At 46.8% G+C, this 17,403-nt stretch carries 19 protein-coding genes and 4 tRNA genes; 18 read left to right on the top strand and 5 right to left on the bottom strand.

Going from position 1 to position 17,403, the window contains the following annotated elements:
* The first annotated feature begins 14 nt into the window (after window positions 1–14).
* From cydB to ygjG, 17 genes are all read left to right on the top strand, one after another.
* On the top strand, window positions 15–1,154 hold the full coding sequence (gene cydB / locus M988_RS13955) for a cytochrome d ubiquinol oxidase subunit II (RefSeq protein ID WP_004096601.1): 1,140 nt from the start codon (window positions 15–17) through the stop codon (window positions 1,152–1,154).
* Window positions 1,155–1,166: 12 nt separating this feature from the next.
* The gene (gene cydX / locus M988_RS13950; protein WP_020303871.1) at window positions 1,167–1,280 is read left to right on the top strand and encodes a cytochrome bd-I oxidase subunit CydX; all 114 of its coding nucleotides are present in this window, start codon (window positions 1,167–1,169) and stop codon (window positions 1,278–1,280) included.
* Window positions 1,280–1,573, top strand: coding sequence for a cyd operon protein YbgE (ybgE, locus tag M988_RS13945; protein ID WP_004096604.1), 294 nt, complete (start codon window positions 1,280–1,282; stop codon window positions 1,571–1,573). Before cydX ends, ybgE begins: the two co-directional genes overlap by 1 nt.
* Before the next feature lie 146 nt (window positions 1,574–1,719).
* Window positions 1,720–2,124, top strand: a complete 405-nt coding sequence (gene ybgC / locus M988_RS13940; protein ID WP_071603108.1) for a tol-pal system-associated acyl-CoA thioesterase — start codon at window positions 1,720–1,722, stop codon at window positions 2,122–2,124.
* Window positions 2,125–2,129: 5 nt separating this feature from the next.
* On the top strand, window positions 2,130–2,804 hold the full coding sequence (tolQ, locus tag M988_RS13935; RefSeq protein WP_202209954.1) for a Tol-Pal system protein TolQ: 675 nt from the start codon (window positions 2,130–2,132) through the stop codon (window positions 2,802–2,804).
* Window positions 2,805–2,817: 13 nt separating this feature from the next.
* On the top strand, window positions 2,818–3,240 hold the full coding sequence (tolR, locus tag M988_RS13930) for a colicin uptake protein TolR (protein WP_004096609.1): 423 nt from the start codon (window positions 2,818–2,820) through the stop codon (window positions 3,238–3,240).
* A gap of 171 nt (window positions 3,241–3,411) precedes the next feature.
* Window positions 3,412–4,647, top strand: a complete 1,236-nt coding sequence (gene tolA / locus M988_RS13925) for a cell envelope integrity protein TolA (protein ID WP_039187085.1) — start codon at window positions 3,412–3,414, stop codon at window positions 4,645–4,647.
* Window positions 4,648–4,828: 181 nt separating this feature from the next.
* Entirely contained in the window at window positions 4,829–6,121 is a 1,293-nt protein-coding gene (tolB, locus tag M988_RS13920; protein ID WP_008812786.1) for a Tol-Pal system beta propeller repeat protein TolB, read from the top strand.
* A 48-nt stretch (window positions 6,122–6,169) separates the two neighbouring features.
* Window positions 6,170–6,685, top strand: a complete 516-nt coding sequence (gene pal / locus M988_RS13915) for a peptidoglycan-associated lipoprotein Pal (RefSeq protein WP_008812787.1) — start codon at window positions 6,170–6,172, stop codon at window positions 6,683–6,685.
* 22 nt (window positions 6,686–6,707) lie between these two features.
* The gene (gene cpoB, locus M988_RS13910; protein ID WP_039187083.1) at window positions 6,708–7,511 is read left to right on the top strand and encodes a cell division protein CpoB; all 804 of its coding nucleotides are present in this window, start codon (window positions 6,708–6,710) and stop codon (window positions 7,509–7,511) included.
* Between the two features lie 180 nt (window positions 7,512–7,691).
* Window positions 7,692–7,767, top strand: a tRNA-Lys gene (locus M988_RS13905).
* 40 nt (window positions 7,768–7,807) lie between these two features.
* Window positions 7,808–7,883, top strand: a tRNA-Lys gene (locus M988_RS13900).
* A 57-nt stretch (window positions 7,884–7,940) separates the two neighbouring features.
* Window positions 7,941–8,016, top strand: a tRNA-Lys gene (locus tag M988_RS13895).
* A gap of 28 nt (window positions 8,017–8,044) precedes the next feature.
* Window positions 8,045–8,120: transfer RNA gene (locus M988_RS13890), tRNA-Lys, on the top strand.
* Between the two features lie 305 nt (window positions 8,121–8,425).
* Window positions 8,426–9,493 carry a quinolinate synthase NadA gene (gene nadA, locus M988_RS13885; RefSeq protein ID WP_039187081.1) on the top strand — a complete coding sequence of 356 codons (1,068 nt, stop codon included), beginning with the start codon at window positions 8,426–8,428 and terminating at the stop codon, window positions 9,491–9,493.
* Window positions 9,494–9,518: 25 nt separating this feature from the next.
* Window positions 9,519–10,247: a nicotinamide riboside transporter PnuC gene (gene pnuC / locus M988_RS13880; protein ID WP_008812790.1), complete on the top strand. Its 729-nt coding sequence runs from the start codon at window positions 9,519–9,521 to the stop codon at window positions 10,245–10,247.
* 343 nt (window positions 10,248–10,590) lie between these two features.
* Window positions 10,591–11,991, top strand: coding sequence for a putrescine aminotransferase (ygjG, locus tag M988_RS13875; protein WP_008812791.1), 1,401 nt, complete (start codon window positions 10,591–10,593; stop codon window positions 11,989–11,991).
* An 88-nt stretch (window positions 11,992–12,079) separates the two neighbouring features.
* Here the strand turns inward: ygjG and zitB are convergent, their stop codons facing one another.
* On the bottom strand, window positions 12,080–13,042 hold the full coding sequence (zitB, locus tag M988_RS13870) for a CDF family zinc transporter ZitB (protein WP_039187078.1): 963 nt from the start codon (window positions 13,040–13,042) through the stop codon (window positions 12,080–12,082).
* A gap of 112 nt (window positions 13,043–13,154) precedes the next feature.
* Window positions 13,155–13,667 carry a CPBP family intramembrane glutamic endopeptidase gene (locus tag M988_RS13865; protein WP_223283636.1) on the bottom strand — a complete coding sequence of 171 codons (513 nt, stop codon included), beginning with the start codon at window positions 13,665–13,667 and terminating at the stop codon, window positions 13,155–13,157.
* Window positions 13,668–14,255: 588 nt separating this feature from the next.
* Here M988_RS13865 and aroG point away from each other — a divergent pair.
* Window positions 14,256–15,308, top strand: a complete 1,053-nt coding sequence (aroG, locus tag M988_RS13860) for a 3-deoxy-7-phosphoheptulonate synthase AroG (protein WP_039187074.1) — start codon at window positions 14,256–14,258, stop codon at window positions 15,306–15,308.
* A gap of 66 nt (window positions 15,309–15,374) precedes the next feature.
* Here aroG and M988_RS13855 read toward each other — a convergent pair whose 3' ends face one another.
* The 3 genes from M988_RS13855 to M988_RS13845 form a co-directional block, all read right to left on the bottom strand.
* Window positions 15,375–15,797: a Spy/CpxP family protein refolding chaperone gene (locus M988_RS13855; protein WP_039187072.1), complete on the bottom strand. Its 423-nt coding sequence runs from the start codon at window positions 15,795–15,797 to the stop codon at window positions 15,375–15,377.
* Window positions 15,798–16,043: 246 nt separating this feature from the next.
* Entirely contained in the window at window positions 16,044–16,796 is a 753-nt protein-coding gene (gene gpmA / locus M988_RS13850; protein WP_004096635.1) for a 2,3-diphosphoglycerate-dependent phosphoglycerate mutase, read from the bottom strand.
* A 207-nt stretch (window positions 16,797–17,003) separates the two neighbouring features.
* On the bottom strand, window positions 17,004–17,357 hold the full coding sequence (locus M988_RS13845) for a PsiF family protein (RefSeq protein ID WP_004096639.1): 354 nt from the start codon (window positions 17,355–17,357) through the stop codon (window positions 17,004–17,006).
* Window positions 17,358–17,403 lie beyond the last annotated feature (46 nt).

Below are 17,403 nucleotides of genomic sequence, written 5' to 3'. Positions count from 1 at the left end.
CAGGAGTCCACGCTATGTTTGATTATGAAGTATTGCGATTTGTCTGGTGGCTGCTGGTGGGTGTGCTGCTGATTGGCTTCGCAGTCACTGACGGTTTCGATATGGGGGTAGGTGTGCTCTCTCGTATCATCGGTAAGACTGATACCGAACGCCGTATTATGATTAACGCGGTTGCCCCTCACTGGGAAGGTAACCAAGTTTGGTTGGTTACTGCTGGTGGGGCGTTGTTTGCTGCATGGCCAATGGTGTACGCGGCAGCGTTCTCCGGCTTCTATGTGGCGATGATTTTGGTTCTGGCTTCATTGTTCTTCCGTCCGGTGGGCTTTGATTACCGTTCTAAAATTGAGAGCACTCGCTGGCGTAACATGTGGGACTGGGGCATCTTTATCGGTAGCTTCGTTCCAGCGTTAGTCTTCGGTGTAGCCTTCGGTAACCTGTTGTTGGGTGTTCCGTTCCACATCGATGAATACCTACGTTTGTATTACACCGGTAACTTCTTCCAACTGCTGAATCCATTTGGTTTGTTGGCGGGTGTTGTGAGCTTGACGATGCTGCTGGCGCAGGGCGCAACCTATCTGCAGATGAAAACCACCGGCGAGATCCATTTACGTTCTCGTGCTGCGGCGCAGATCTGTTCTCTGGTGATGGCGATTGCTTTCCTGCTGGCTGGTGTATGGCTGGTTAAAGGTATTGATGGCTATGTGATTACCTCTGCGATTGATACCGCTGCGCAGTCTAACCCACTGCGTAAGGAAGTTGCTCATCAGGCTGGTGCATGGCTGTTGAACTTCAACAAGTATCCGATCCTGTGGGCTCTGCCTGCTTTAGGTGTGGTGCTGCCGTTGTTGACTACGCTGTGCTCACGCGTTGAGAAAGGGGGCTGGGCATTCCTGTTCTCTTCTCTGACAATTGCCTGTGTGATTCTGACTGCCGGTGTGACCATGTTCCCGTTCGTGATGCCTTCTATCACCAACCCAAGCATGAGTCTGACCATGTGGGATGCGACGTCTAGCTTGTTGACTCTGCAAGTGATGACCGTAGTTGCGATTATTTTTGTTCCGATTGTGCTGCTGTACACCATCTGGTGTTACTACAAGATGTTTGGCCGTCTGGACAAAAAATACATCGAAGAAAACACGCATACACTTTATTAAGGAGCGACAACCATGTGGTATTTTGCCTGGATTTTAGGAACGCTTCTGGCTTGTTTCTTCGCGATCATTACTGCGATGGCGATTGAAAACAGCGAAGCCAAGGCAACGGCGAAAGACGCCGAGTAATGGCTAACTTATCTGATAAGCTCTATCAGATCATGGACAAGGGCCCGCTTCGGGCCCTTTCACTGGTCTTAGCATTAGTGGTGGCGTTTTGTGTTTTTTGGGACCCATCGCGTTTTGCTGCAAAGACTAGCGAGCTTGAGATCTGGCAGGGACTTCTGATTATGTGGGCGGTTTGTGCTGGGGTTATTCACGGCGTCGGTTTCCGCCCCCACCGCAGTCTATGGAAAGCGGTTTTCTCTCCGTTGCCTGCTGTGATTATTTTGCTTGCCGGTTTGTTACATTTCTTCAGTTAACGTCAAGAACGGTTAGTAAATCTGCAAAATAATTATGGGTCCACGGCGGATCCATAATTATTTTCGTTCTCATCTACCTCCCCCATTCCCAACCTGTTTTCAAGTGCGTATAGTAACCGCGTTAATTTGCATTTCTGAGATGTAGAGTGAGTACTATGATGTTCCGATGGCCGGTGCGTGTATATTACGAAGACACGGACGCCGGGGGCGTGGTTTATCACGCACGATACGTCGCCTTTTATGAAAGAGCGCGCACAGAGATGCTGCGCCAACATAATTTCAGTCAGCAACAATTGCTGAGTGAGCATGTCGCTTTTGCTGTCCGTCGCATGACGGTTGAGTATCTGTCGCCTGCACGTCTGGATGACATGCTGGAGGTAGAAACCGAAATTACCGCCATACGAGGGGCTTCTCTCACGTTTGCCCAACGTATCATTAATTCGCAAGGCAAAATTTTAAGCCAAGCAGATGTGTTGGTAGCATGCATCGATCAAAACCAAATGAAGCCTATTGCGCTTCCCAAGTCTATTGTCGCGGAGTTTAAGCAGTGACTGACATGAACATGTTCGATTTATTTTTGAAGGCGAGCCTGCTGGTAAAGCTTATCATGCTGGTTCTGGTGTGCTTCTCTATCGCCTCTTGGGCCATTATCATCCAGCGTACCCGCATTTTGAATGCGGCGACGCGTGATGCTGAAGCTTTCGAAGATAAATTCTGGTCTGGGATCGAGCTATCGCGCCTTTATCAGGAAAGCCAAACTCGTCGTGATAGCTTGACTGGCTCTGAGCAAATCTTCCATTCCGGTTTTAAAGAGTTTGCGCGCTTGCACCGTGTTAACAGCCACGCAGCGGATGGCGTGATTGAAGGTGCGACTCGTGCAATGCGTATTTCATTAAATCGTGAAGTTGAAGGTTTGGAAACACATATCCCGTTCTTGGGTACCGTGGGTTCAATCAGCCCGTATATCGGTCTGTTCGGTACCGTTTGGGGGATTATGCATGCCTTTATTGGTTTGGGTGCTGTAAAACAGGCAACCCTACAAATGGTTGCTCCGGGTATCGCAGAAGCATTGATTGCAACGGCAATCGGTCTGTTTGCTGCAATCCCTGCGGTTATGGCCTACAACCGTCTGAATCAGCGTGTGAATAAGCTTGAACAGAATTACACCAATTTTATGGAAGAGTTCATTGCCATTCTGCACCGTCAGGCTTTTGCTACCGAATCTAAATAAGTAGGAGGTTAGCATGGCGAGATCAAGTGGCCGTCGCGAGCTCAAATCTGAGATCAACATTGTTCCATTGCTGGACGTGTTGTTAGTTCTAGTGCTGATTTTTATGGCAACGGCGCCAATCATCACTCAGAGCGTTGAGGTTGATCTACCGGACGCAACGGATTCAAAAACGGTAAGCACCAATGATAATCCTCCAGTTATCGTTGAGGTTTCGGGGATAGGGCAGTATGCGGTTGTTGTCGATCACAATCGTATGGAGCAACTTCCGGCAGAGCAGGTGGTTGCAGAAGCGCAATCCCAGTTGAAAGCCAACCCGAAAACGGTATTTTTGATCGGTGGAGCGAAAGATGTGCCTTATGATGAAATCATAAAAGCGTTGAATCTTTTGCATCAGGCCGGTGTAGCCTCTGTTGGCTTAATGACGCAGCCGATTTAAATACACGAAAAAAGCGTAAAATCCGTGTTGGAATTCCTGTATGAAAGCGCTAGCATGCAGCCTGTTTATAGGCTGCGTGTTGCGTTTTGCGCAGTGAGTTTTTAACACTCAATTTGTTTAACTGAGCTTTTAGAAACCGGCTCCGGGATACTGGCTCTTGGAAACTGAATCGTGGTAAACGCATCTGAGAAAAACGATAAGCTAAATCGCTCCGTCATCGTTTCAATCATTTTGCATATCGTCCTGATAGCATTATTAGTCTGGGGCTCAATGATGCAGGATTCAACGATAAGTGCTGGCGGCGGCGGTGGCGGTGGATCTGCCATTGACGCAGTCATGGTTGATTCCGGTGCAATGGTTAAAGAATATAATGATCGTCAGCAGCAACTGCAAAGTGATGCTCGCCGTGCACAACAAGAGCGTAAGAAACAAGCCGACAAGCAGGCTGAAGAATTACAACAAAAGCAGGCTGAAGAGCAACAGCGCTTAAAAGCGTTAGAGAAAGAGAGAATTCAAGCTCAGGAAGACGCTAAGAAAGCGGCCGAAGATGCCAAGAAGGCCGCAGAGGAAGCACAAAAGCAAGCTGCTGAAGAAGTAAAAAAAGCAGCGGAAGAAGCTAAGAAAGAGGCTGCTTTAGCTGCCGCTAAAGTGAAGCAGGAGGCCGCCAAAGAAGCCGCCCTCGCCGCAGCAGCTGCGAAGAAACAGGCGGAAGAGGAAGTTAAGAAAGCGGCAGCAGAGGCAAAAAAACAGGCCGAAGCTGAAGCAAAAAAACAAGCGGCTATTGATGCGAAAAAAGCCGCTGAAGAAGCCAAAAAACAGGCTGCTGCTGAGGCTAAGAAGGCGGCTGAAGACGCTAAGAAAGAGGCTGCTGCTGAAGCGAAAAAACAAGCTGCCGCAGAGGCTAAGGCTAAAGCAGATACTGAAGCTAAAGCTGCAGCTGATGCGAAAAAAGCTGCCGATGCCAAGAAAAAGGCCGATGCTGCCGCAGCGAAAGCAGCAGAGGGCGTTGACGACCTGTTTGATGGCCTCGCTGACGGCAAAAACGCACCGAAGGGTGGTGGCGCGGCTGGTGCCTCTGGGAGTGCCGGTAAAGCTGGCGCGGCAGGCAAGGGTAATAGTAAAACGAGTGGGGCTTCCGGTGCTGATATTAGTAACTATGCTGGACAGATCCAAGCGGCGATTGAAAGCAAGTTTCATACGGATCCAAGCTTCAGCGGAAAAGTATGTAACCTGCGCATTAAGCTCGCGTCAGACGGCATGCTGCTAAGCGTGGCTTCTGAAGGTGGAGACCCAGCGCTTTGTCAGGCTGCAGTTGCAGCAGCGAGAATGGCGAAATATCCTAAGCCGCCAAGTGACGCCATTTACCAGATATTTAAAAATGCGCCTGTTGATTTTAAACCGAACTGATTGTCTGGTTTTGTTTGAATAACAGTGCATTAGAAAAAGCCCAAGTAAAGCAGCATATAGTGTACGTAAAGTTTCGGAATTATATGATGGTTCTACTGGGCAATATGTAGTTTTGTGTGCGTTGGTTTGTTAAAATTCTGCTAAATTATCGTGGCCATCGGGGTCAGATAAGGGAGATATGATGAAGCAGGCGTTTCGTGTAGCGATGGGGCTGTTAATCCTGTGGGCCAGTGTGCTCCACGCGGAAGTCCGAATAGTGATTACTCAGGGTGTGGATACTGCTCGCCCAATTGGTGTAGTGCCTTTCAAATGGATGGGGCCGGGTTCTGCTCCTGAAGATATTGGTGGAATTGTGGCTGCTGATTTACGTAACAGCGGTAAATTCAATCCGATTGACACTAACCGTATGCCACAACAGCCAACGACCGTTGCTGAAGTGACTCCAGCCGCTTGGACAGCATTAGGTATTGATGCCGTCGTGGTTGGTCAGGTTCAGCCAAGCGCTGACGGTGGCTATGTGGTTTCATATCAGATGGTTGATACCTCTGGTAACCCTGGTAGCGTGCTGTCTCAGAACCAGTATAAAGTGACCAAACAGTGGTTGCGTTATGCGGCTCATACCAGCAGCGATGAAGTGTTCGAAAAGCTGACCGGTATTAAAGGTGCATTCCGCACGCGTATTGCCTATGTTGTTCAGACCAACGGCGGTCAGTTCCCATACGAACTGCGCGTTGCTGACTACGATGGTTATAACCAGTTCGTCGTTCACCGTTCACCGCAGCCGTTGATGTCTCCGGCATGGTCTCCAGACGGTAGCAAACTGGCTTACGTAACCTTCGAAAGCGGTAAATCAGCATTGGTGATTCAGACTCTTTCTAACGGAGCTATCCGTCAGGTCGCGTCGTTCCCACGCCACAATGGTGCCCCAGCGTTTTCTCCGGACGGTAGCAAACTGGCGTTTGCATTGTCGAAAAGCGGTAGTCTGAATCTGTATGTTATGGATCTGGGCTCAGGTGCTATTCGTCAGGTGACTGATGGCCGTAGCAATAACACTGAACCTTCATGGTTCCCGGACAGCCAAAATCTGGCATTTACTTCTGACCAGGGTGGACGTCCACAGATTTATAAAGTCAATATTAATGGTGGTGCGCCTGAGCGTCTGACCTGGGAAGGTTCTCAGAATCAGGATGGCGACGTAAGTTCTGACGGCAAGTTCCTTGTCATGGTTGGCACAAGCGGCGGCTCACAGCACATCACTAAACTGGATCTCGGATCGAATGCGAATCAAGTTTTGACCAGCACGTTCCTAGACGAAACGCCGAGTATCGCGCCAAATGGTACCATGGTTATCTATAGTTCTACTCAAGGACTGGGTTCCGTGTTGCAGCTAGTCTCGACCGACGGGCGTTTCAAAGCGCGTCTTCCGGCAACCGATGGTCAGGTGAAATTCCCTGCCTGGTCGCCGTATCTGTGATGCATGTATAAAAAGATATGTATAGCAAATTATAAAAGGATCAAAGAGATGCAACTGAACAAAGTTCTGAAGGGGCTGATGCTAGCACTGCCAATTATGGCCGTAGCTGCTTGTAGTTCACATAAAAATGCGAACGACGATCAATCAGCGATGGGTGCTAACGCTGGTAACGGTATGGAAAACGGCAGCAGCAACCTGTCTTCTGAAGAACAGGCTCGTCTGCAGATGCAAGAACTCCAGAAAAATAACATCGTTTACTTCGGTCTAGACAAGTACGATGTAAGCTCTGACTACGCTCAGATGCTGGACGCACACGCTGCTTTCCTGCGTAACAACCCATCTTACAAAGTGACTGTAGAAGGTCATGCGGATGAGCGCGGTACTCCTGAGTACAACATCGCCCTGGGCGAACGTCGTGCTAACGCAGTTAAGATGTACCTGCAAGGTAAAGGCGTAGGTGCTGATCAGATCTCTATCGTTTCTTACGGTAAAGAAAAACCAGCAGTACTGGGCCACGACGAAGCAGCCTATGCTAAAAACCGTCGTGCCGTACTGGTTTACTAATTGCTAGTAAAACGAGTATCGCATGAGCAGTAACTTCAGACTTCACTTGTTGAGTCTGTCGTTACTGGTTGGAATAGCGGCCCCTTGGGCCGCTATTGCCCAAGCTCCAATCAGTAGCGTCGGCTCCGGCTCGGTTGAAGATCGAGTCACCTCACTTGAGCGTATCACGAATGCTCAGGGTCAACTATTTTCTCAACTCCAGCAGCAACTCTCTGATAACCAGCGTGATATTGACACTCTCCGTGGTCAAATTCAGGAAAGTCAGTATCAACTGAATCAAGTTGTTGAGCGTCAAAAACAGATCCTTTTGCAGTTAGACAGCCAAGGCAGTGCCAGTACGGGGGCTACAGCCGCTCCGGCCGCCTCGACCTCAACAGGTTCTGACTCTAGCGCGGCAGCAGCTCCTGCGGCGGCAACCGCTTCTACAGCGGCAGAAACGCCAGCGAGTAGCGGTGATGCCAACACAGACTATAACCGTGCTGTTGATTTGGTGCTGGTGAAAAAACAAAACGATCAGGCGATTACCGCCTTCCAAAGTTTTGTTAAGCAATACCCAGATTCGACCTATCAGCCAAATGCCAACTATTGGCTAGGCCAGCTGTTTTACAACAAAGGTAAAAAAGACGATTCGGCTTATTATTTTGCTGTAGTCGTTAAAAATTACCCTAAATCACCAAAAGCGCCTGAGGCAATGTATAAGGTTGGGGTGATCATGCAAGAGAAAGGGCAGGTTGATAAAGCCAAGGCCGTCTATCAGCAGGTCATTAAGCAGTATCCAACCAGCGATTCGGCAAAGCAGGCACAAAAACGTATTGCTGCGTTATAAGCGTATTTTCAGGCTCAGAAATAGACGATCTGTTTAATTTATGGGCCTGAACGTACGAAGTGCAATCAATTGAACTGATTATTAAAATTTTTGGTTGCGCTGTCCTGATAAATGAGTAATATATGCCGCCGTTGCCCAGACAAACTGAAACAGAGTGATTTAGGCAACAAATTTTGAAATGGGTCGTTAGCTCAGTTGGTAGAGCAGTTGACTTTTAATCAATTGGTCGCAGGTTCGAATCCCGCACGACCCACCATTTCAAAACGTTTTAAAGTAGTAAAGCCAGATAAATAAATGGGTCGTTAGCTCAGTTGGTAGAGCAGTTGACTTTTAATCAATTGGTCGCAGGTTCGAATCCCGCACGACCCACCATTTATTTATTATGTTTGAACATCAAACGGTTTTTCTGCTGAAGTAGCACACTCGAATGGGTCGTTAGCTCAGTTGGTAGAGCAGTTGACTTTTAATCAATTGGTCGCAGGTTCGAATCCCGCACGACCCACCATTCGAAGAACGCTACACTCCGCTACAGCGGGTCGTTAGCTCAGTTGGTAGAGCAGTTGACTTTTAATCAATTGGTCGCAGGTTCGAATCCCGCACGACCCACCATTTCTTCAAGTATCATCTTAGTTTTAATTTCCCTACAAAAAGATATCGTGCACTTGTCGTGAACAATTTTGAGCAACGCTTGCGACGACTCGAAGGGCAAGGCTAAGCCGAGTCATCCCGCATAAAAATCATCCGCGCCACTTGCCATCCTCGATACTAAACATTTCATCGTTAATTTGTCTTTTTCCCGATCGGCTAGCCCTCGTATTTGCTAGCAATGTTTAGTATATAAAACAAAAAGCCTAATTAATGCTCACTGGTGTTAATCATTTGTTGTATACTCGCCAAACGATCAATCCTCCAATATGAGCTATAGCGCGATGTTTGACCCAAATGCTGCGGTATACCCTTTTCCACCCAAGCCCGCTCCGCTGGTTCCAGATGAAAAACGTTTTTACCGCGAGAAGATCAAAACACTGCTGAAGCAGCATAACGCGGTGCTAGTCGCCCATTACTATACCGATCCTGAAATTCAGGCTTTGGCTGAAGAGACTGGGGGATGTGTATCCGATTCGCTCGAGATGGCGCGTTTTGGGCGTGATCATCCGGCTACGACGCTACTGGTAGCGGGGGTTCGCTTTATGGGCGAAACCGCCAAGATCCTTAGCCCTGAAAAACGCGTGCTAATGCCGACGTTGCAAGCAGAATGCTCGCTTGATCTTGGGTGCCCAGTCGATGAATTCAGTGCTTTTTGTGATGCTCATCCCGACCGAACGGTTGTGGTTTATGCAAATACGTCAGCTGCGGTGAAAGCACGGGCCGATTGGGTTGTGACCTCCAGTATTGCTGTCGAATTGATTGAGCACCTTGATGGCCTTGGTGAGAAAATTATTTGGGCTCCTGATCGCCATTTGGGGCGTTATGTGCAGCGCCAGACGGGGGCTGATATTCTCTGCTGGCAAGGGGCGTGTATTGTGCATGATGAATTCAAGACACAGGCACTAGAGCAGATGAAGAGACTCTACCCTGAAGCTGCAATTCTCGTACACCCCGAATCGCCGCAGAGCATTGTTGATATGGCTGATGCTGTTGGTTCTACCAGCCAACTTATTCAGGCTGCCCAGCGGTTACCTAATCCACAAATGATAGTGGCTACCGATCGTGGTATTTTCTACAAAATGCAACAGGCTTGTCCCGATAAAGTTTTGCTGGAAGCACCGACTGCTGGCGAGGGAGCGACATGTCGTACTTGCGCCCATTGTCCTTGGATGGCGATGAATGGCCTTCACGCCATTGCTATGGGATTGGAACAGGGTGGGAGCAATCACGAGATTCATATTGATGCTGCGTTGCGTGAGCGTGCTCTGATTCCGTTGAATCGCATGTTGCAGTTTGCCAGCGATTTGAAGCTTAACATTAAAGGTAACGCCTGATTGATCTCAGGAAGGTGAGGAACATATGGATTTCTTAAGCACTTCCAACATCATGATACATATCCCGTTGGGGCAAGGTGGTTATGATCTGTCGTGGATCGAAGCCGTCGGCACGCTATTCGGATTGCTGTGTATCTGGTATGCCAGCCAAGAGAAAATCATTAACTATGCGTTTGGCCTGATTAACGTGTCGCTGTTTGCGGTGATTTTCTTCCAGATTCAGCTCTATGCGAGTCTGTTGCTACAGATTTTCTTTTTCGCAGCCAATATCTATGGCTGGTATGCATGGAGTAGACAAACCAGCGATAATCAAGCCGAGCTGAAAATCCGCTGGTTATCTCGACCAACGGCCGCTATTTGGACGACGATATCCATCGTCTGTCTGCTATTTATGACTTATAACATTGACGTCGTTTTTGCATTTTTGACCAAAATCAGTGTCTCGCTGATGCAGGCGTTGGGGCTCAATGTTGTTTTGCCTGAGTTACAGCCTGATGCATTCCCATTCTGGGATTCTGCCATGATGGTGCTGTCTATTGTGGCAATGGTGCTGATGACGCGTAAATATGTTGAGAATTGGATCCTTTGGGTCATCATTGACGTGATAAGCGTAGTGATTTTTGCTTTGCAGGGCGTCTACGTCATGGCTTTGGAATATGTGCTCCTCACCGCTATTGCACTGAATGGCGCTTGGCTTTGGATCAAAAGCGCGCGAGAAAATGGTTCGCAACCACTGTCCGTCGCGGCAGAATAAACGACTGTTATTTTGACGATGGCCTGAGAATGAAACCTCAGGCCATTTTTTTATGAATTTTTGTTTAAAGCTTGTTCAAAACGGGCAAGATTTAGAATGCACTGCTATAGTTCATGCTTGCACTGTGATGGTGAGCACACACTCCGACTGGCGATTTCACGCTAATCGACTATTTAGAGCCTCGATTTTTTCTGCCAGCAATTATTTTCTTAAACAGCGTTAATCCTGTTGGTTCTATTAAATAACTATTTTCTATCGAAATGCAGTGGCGGGCTGCATTTGGTGCAATTTGTGCAATATTTAAACTGACGTCATGTGATGTCGACGAATTCAGGAGCACATTTTGTCTCGAACAAACGTGGTACTTAACCCGCTAGAGTGTACTCAGCAGGCATTGAACTGGATTGAAAAGAAGTCGCTAACGCATGATGAAATGGTGGCTTTGAACAAAGAAGTATTGAGCAATTTTAAGGAGTACGTTAATCCTGGTTTCCTTGAATATCGGAAATCGGTTACGGCAGGCGGGGATTACGGAGCCGTAGAATGGCAAGCGAGTGGCCTTAACACGCTTGTCGACACTCAGGGGAACGAGTATATCGATTGCTTGGGTGGATTCGGTATTTTCAATGTAGGGCACCGTAATCCAAAAGTCATATCCGCCGTAGAAAGTCAGATGGCAAAGCAGCCTCTGCACAGCCAAGAACTCCTTGATCCACTGCGTTCTATGTTGGCGAAAACGCTGGCTGCTATTACGCCGGGCGATCTCAAATATACGTTCTTCTGCAATAGCGGAACGGAGTCTGTAGAGGCTGCGCTGAAGCTGGCGAAGGCTTATCAATCCCCGCATGGAAAATATACCTTTGTCGCAGCGACTGGCGCATTCCACGGTAAGTCCTTGGGTGCACTGTCAGCTACCGCGAAATCTATCTTCCGACGTCCTTTTATGCCACTGCTGCCAGGCTTTCACCATGTTCCTTTCGGAGATATTGAGGCATTACGCACCCAGTTGCACGAATGCAAGAAGACCGGCGATGATGTTGCCGCAGTACTGCTGGAGCCGATTCAAGGCGAAGGTGGGGTCATTTTGCCACCGAAAGGTTATTTGCCTGCTGTTCGAGCGCTTTGCGACGAATACGGTGCCTTGCTGATTTTCGATGAAGTGCAGACGGGTATGGGGCGCACTGGCAAGATGTTTGCCTGTGAACATGAGAATGTTACCCCAGATATTTTATGTCTGGCGAAAGCACTGGGCGGCGGCGTTATGCCTATCGGTGCTACGGTGGCGACGGAAAAGGTATTCTCGGTTCTGTTTGATAATCCTTTCCTGCATACCACCACCTTCGGCGGTAACCCTTTATCCTGTGCAGCGGCGCTCGCAACCTTCAACGTAATACTCACGGAAAATCTGCCAGCTAAAGCTACCGAGCGTGGTCAGCAATTGATGGATGGATTCCGCCGTCTAGCGGTGCAATATCCTGAGTTTATGATGGAAGTTCGCGGTCAGGGGTTGATGCAGGCCATTGAGTTTGTGAAGAGCGAAGTGGGCTATTCGTTCTCACGAGAAATGTTCCAGCGCAATGTTTTAGTTGCAGGAACGCTCAATAACTCAAAATCGATTCGTATTGAGCCACCGTTAACCATTACGGCTGAGCAATGTAAGCAAGTGCTAACTCGTGCTGAAGAAGCGTTAAAGGCTATGCGTGCATTGAGTCCCACCCATCAGCCAACGATGAGTGTGGCCTGATAGGGATGATATAACGCTAAAAAGGGAGCCTCATACTATGATGAGGCTCCCTTTTTCTTTGCAACTGAACTAGCGAGTAACTGCTTACTTATCCGTTATGTTCGTGTGTATGGCCGTGAGAGTGGTTATGTCCAGATGGCATTTTCACATGGGTCATAAGATCGCAATCATGTTCTTCGCAGCCGTTAAACTCCATCTGAATGGTTGCATGTCCAATCTGATAGTGCTCTGCGAGATAATGTTGGATCTGATCTAACAGCCCATCGTGGTCGTGAGGCGGAATAACACGCACATGCAAGGTCATCAGACGTTGTTCGCCGATTTGCCAGATATGCACATGGTGAACATTGCGGACTTCGGGAAATTCATGGCATAAATCGCGTTGTAGCTGTGGGACATCTACATCTTCAGGCGTACCTTCCAGCAATTCATTCGTACTCTCTTTCAGTAAGCCCCAAGCGCTGTGTAAAACCAGACAGGAAACGACGACGGAAAGGATTGGGTCAATTGGCGTCCATCCGGTCCACATGATAACTAATGCAGCTACAATCGCGCCGACAGAGCCTAATAAATCACCCATTACATGCAGCGCTGCGGCACGTACGTTGATATTTTTTTCTTCAGAACCGTGATGCAGTAGCCAAAAGGAGAGAATGTTGGCCAATAACCCAGCGATCGCGATCACCAACATAGTTCCCCCCATCACGGGTTCGGGCGACATAAAACGCTTTACCGCTTCCCATACAATGATGAAAACAATGACAACAAGTGCTGCTGCGTTAATGAAAGCAGCAAGCGTTGTGAAGCGTAAGAAACCGAACGAGTGTCTCAGCGTGGGAGAGCGAGTGGCAAAGCGCACAGCCATGACTGCAACGAAGAGGGCTGCAGTGTCGGTGAGCATGTGACCTGCGTCGGCGAGTAAGGCCAGCGAGCCTGAAATGAGGCCGCCGATAACTTCGACGACCATAAATATAGCAGTGACGGCTAGCGCCAGTATCAAGCGTTTACTATCGCTGCCTTGAGTTGAATGAGAATGTTGATGACCTGACATCTTTTGTCCTTAATGCACTTAGGATTTTAACTATAGTTTAAGCATAGGACGGGTGGATACGGAACATTCTGCGATGTTTTTTACCTAAAAGTGCGTCAAAAATATTTTCCATCTATCGATTTAATATAAACAATAGCGTTGCAAATGAATTGAAAATAAAATGCAGTAACATCGGAAGTAGTAATCCATTTTTGTATATTCTTGCATAGCATAATATGACAGAAAAAGTGAATAGCTCGATAAAGGTTGTCGGGGAGCTATATTGAGTATGCATAAGACTGAATAAAATCGATGTTAGTACGATTCCGCAGATTTTTGCTTTAGGCCCCCACAGAAGAAATGCATTTAGCAGAAAACCGCGAAATACGATCTCTTCATAGATGGGGGCTAAAAAACAAACGCAAATTGAAAATAGGAAAAAAGATAAGTTTGAATAAGTCGTAATCGATTCAATCCATGCTTCTGGCTTATCATAAAAAGCGGATATTACCCTTAGAATAAGGATGAATGTTATAAAAAATAGTGTGCTTTGGGTATCGATGCCGCCTATTTTTATATCGTTATAGTGAGTAGAGTATTTTCTTATGGCAATATATGATAAAGGAAGCCAAAGTGCAAAACTCATAAATGAAATAAGATATCCACTTTGATAGAGTTCTTTATAGTTATTAAGAAAAAACGCGACATAAGAAATAAAATACCAAAGCATAAAAATGCTAAAGCATATAAAAGATTGTACTATTTTATCGAGTTTCTTGCTGTCCATTGCATGATATTTTCTCTATCAGATTTGTATCTGATTATAAATGCAGCATAGAAAACTAAGCAAGCATCCAACCTTAAACCATGGCTGAATTATAAATTAATAATCCCATTAAAAATAATAATTATGAATGGGTGTGCTAAGAGTCTTTGCGCAACTGATTGTTCGTAACCGAATGAAACTATTTTATGCGGAAAAGATTTTTATGTCAGACACAAATTTTGTTGTTGGACGTGCTTTTACTCAAGCTGTTCAATATCCACTTATGCTGATTAATGTGTTTAAAATCATCATCAATGGTGGCTCATGATGAAGAGGTGACCGTGGCTAGCTAGGCTAGAGTGGGCTTAAATCAAGAAATTGTTGAACAAAGGCCGTTTACAATCGCTGCGTAAAACGGCTAGATTGGAGATTCGTCTATTAATCCCCTTCGACACCAACGGAATAGTTATGAATTACCAGAACGATGATTTACGTATTAAAGAAATTAAGGAACTCCTGCCACCTGTTGCCCTGCTAGAAAAATTTCCGGCTACAGTGTTTGCAGCAGAGACGGTGTCGCAATCTCGAGGTGCAATTCATCAGATCCTCAAAGGTAAAGACGATCGTTTGTTGGTGATTATCGGTCCATGTTCTATTCATGATGTTGAAGCTGCCAAAGAGTACGCTCAGCGTTTGCTTAGTCTGCGCCAAGAGCTGAACGGTGAGCTAGAAATTGTGATGCGAGTTTACTTTGAAAAGCCGCGTACTACGGTAGGTTGGAAGGGGCTTATCAACGACCCACATATGGATAGCAGCTATCAGATTAATGATGGGCTACGTATCGCACGTAAGCTGTTACTCGATATCAATGATATTGGATTACCGACTGCGGGCGAGTTCCTCGATATGATCACGCCACAGTATCTGGCTGATTTGATGAGCTGGGGCGCAATCGGTGCACGTACGACCGAATCTCAGGTCCATCGAGAGCTAGCTTCTGGGCTTTCCTGTCCAGTCGGGTTCAAGAATGGCACCGATGGTACTATTAAAGTTGCTATAGACGCGATTAACGCAGCAAGCGCCGCGCATTGTTTCTTATCTGTCACCAAGTGGGGCCATTCGGCTATCGTGAATACTAGCGGCAATGGTGATTGCCATATTATTTTACGTGGTGGTAAAGAGCCAAACTATAGCTCCGCCCACGTGCAGGAAGTCAAGGCAGGGCTGAAGAAAGCCGGCTTGGCCGAGCAGATCATGATTGATTTCAGCCATGCAAACAGTAGCAAGCAGTTTAAAAAACAGCTTGAAGTTTGTACCGATGTTTGCAACCAGATTAAAGCGGGCGATAAAGCGATCATGGGCGTGATGATTGAAAGCCATCTCGAAGAGGGAAACCAGAATCTGGAAGGCTCTGAGCCGCTGGTTTATGGCAAAAGTGTTACCGATGCCTGCATTGGTTGGAACGATACTGAAACGGTGCTGCGTCAACTGGCTCAGGCTGTTAAAGTGCGTCGTGGCTAAATGCCCTTCATGACGATAAAAGCCCACGTTGTGGGCTTTTTACTAAATAAAATCTGATAGCTCTGGTTATTGTTGCTGTTCCATTTCCTGAGCCAAATCGCTTTTGACCTGCGCTTTCTGTTCTGGTGTTAATACTTTGCTCAGATTAAAGAAATACTGCATACGATAGTAGCGTGCTTGCTCTTGCGCTTTACCAAATGCGGTAATTTGCTTTTTTACCGCAGCTTCGTCCCATTTCCCTGAATCAATGATATTAATCAGCAGCCCATTCTGTATATCTTTGGTATCAATAGATGCCATTTTTTGATCGGTTTCAGCACGAAGGGCCTTAATCTTCTCAACCTGAGAAGGGGTCAAATGCAGGTGCTGAATCATTGGATCTTGCTGTGCTTCCGGTTGCGAGTTTCCGCCGGTATTACTCGATGCCAATGCTAAGCTAGAAAAAACGAGAGCGGATACTGCAATTGCGGTTTTAGAGAATTTGTTCATTGATATAATCCCAAGTGTGGTCGAAAAAGAGAGTAGGCAATACTGTAATATATTAACAAGTTTGTGTTGTAATGAATTGTGTTAACTCGTAAATAGCCTAGCGTTAATAAGTTATTCAAATTATGACTTTATCAAGTTCATCATTATGGTGAATACGCTTGTTTAAATTTAATCTGAATGGCTAAATTACAGCAGACAATAAAAAAGCGCCGTGAGGCGCTTTTTTATTGTCCAGAAAAGGCGAGATTATTTCGCTTTACCCTGATTTGCAACGGCTGCAGCTTTGGCGGCAATCTCAGCGGCATCGCCAAGATAATAACGCTTCAACGGCTTCAGATTTTCATCAAACTCATACACCAACGGTACGCCAGTAGGGATATTAAGCTCAAGAATTTCATCTTCGCTTAGGTTATCTAAATATTTCACCAGCGCACGCAGAGAGTTACCATGCGCAGCAATAATTACTCGTTCGCCGCTGGCGATGCGTGGTTTAATCACATCGGTCCAGTACGGAATGACTCGGTCTATCGTGGTGGCCAAGCTTTCAGTCACTGGCAATTCTTGCTCGCTCAATTTAGCGTAGCGTGGATCGTGCCCAGGATAGCGCTCATCTTCTTTAGTCAACTCTGGAGGTGTGACCGCAAAACCACGGCGCCACAGTTTCACTTGTTCATCGCCATATTTTTGGGCAGTTTCGGCTTTGTTTAACCCCTGCAATGCACCGTAATGACGCTCATTCAATTTCCATGATTTCTCAACCGGCAGCCACTGTTGCTCCAGCTCATCAAGAACGTTCCACAGAGTATGAATGGCTCGTTTCAGCACAGATGTGTAAGCGAAGTCAAAGGAGAAACCCTGTTCTTTTAAAAGTTTACCTGCAGATTTTGCCTCTGCACGTCCTTTGTCAGACAGCTCTACGTCAGTCCAGCCGGTAAAGCGGTTTTCTTTGTTCCACTCGCTTTCACCGTGTCGTACCAAAACTAATTTCGTTACAGCCATGGGGAAACTCCTTAGAGTAATTTATTAAATGATAACTATTATCATTATATTGCCATCATCGGGTAAACAGCAATAGCTGAGTTTAAACATAGCTAATTTCGGGAGGGATGGGTATGCACAAAAAGTTATTGGTAGATTAGAAACAAAGGGAAACAGTAAAAACGCCTCGCGAGTGACGCCCACTAAAGGTGCGAGGCGTTTAGGGAATTATTTTTTCTTCAAGCAATCGCTCATGAAGGTTTGACGTTCGCCTTCTTTGAAGGTTTTGGTTTTTGCTTCGGCGTTACAGGTTTTCATTTTTTGTTGCTGAGGGGTCAGCGTGGTCGAGGTCGGGTTGGTCTCAGCTTTTAAGCAAGTGCTCATAAAGTTTTTTCGAGCATCGCCGCTCAGAGACTGGCTGCTTGCTTGCTGGCTACAGTCAGTCATTTTCTTTTGCTGGGCGAGCTGTTTCGCTGATGGGGCTTTAACTGCTTTACTCTCTGTGGATGCAGGATCGGCCGCCAGAGCACTACCAGCCAGCAGCAAACCTGCCATTAAAGGGAGAACCTTGCGCATAAACATAGATGATTCCTTATTTTTGCCGTCGTTTTGTTGCTTTAGATTAATT

Origin of the sequence: Hafnia paralvei ATCC 29927 (assembly GCF_001655005.1) — a bacterium.
GTDB lineage: Bacteria > Pseudomonadota > Gammaproteobacteria > Enterobacterales > Enterobacteriaceae > Hafnia > Hafnia paralvei.
The sequence above is the reverse complement of the archived record's forward strand: the minus strand, read 5'-3'. Positions and strand labels throughout refer to the sequence as shown.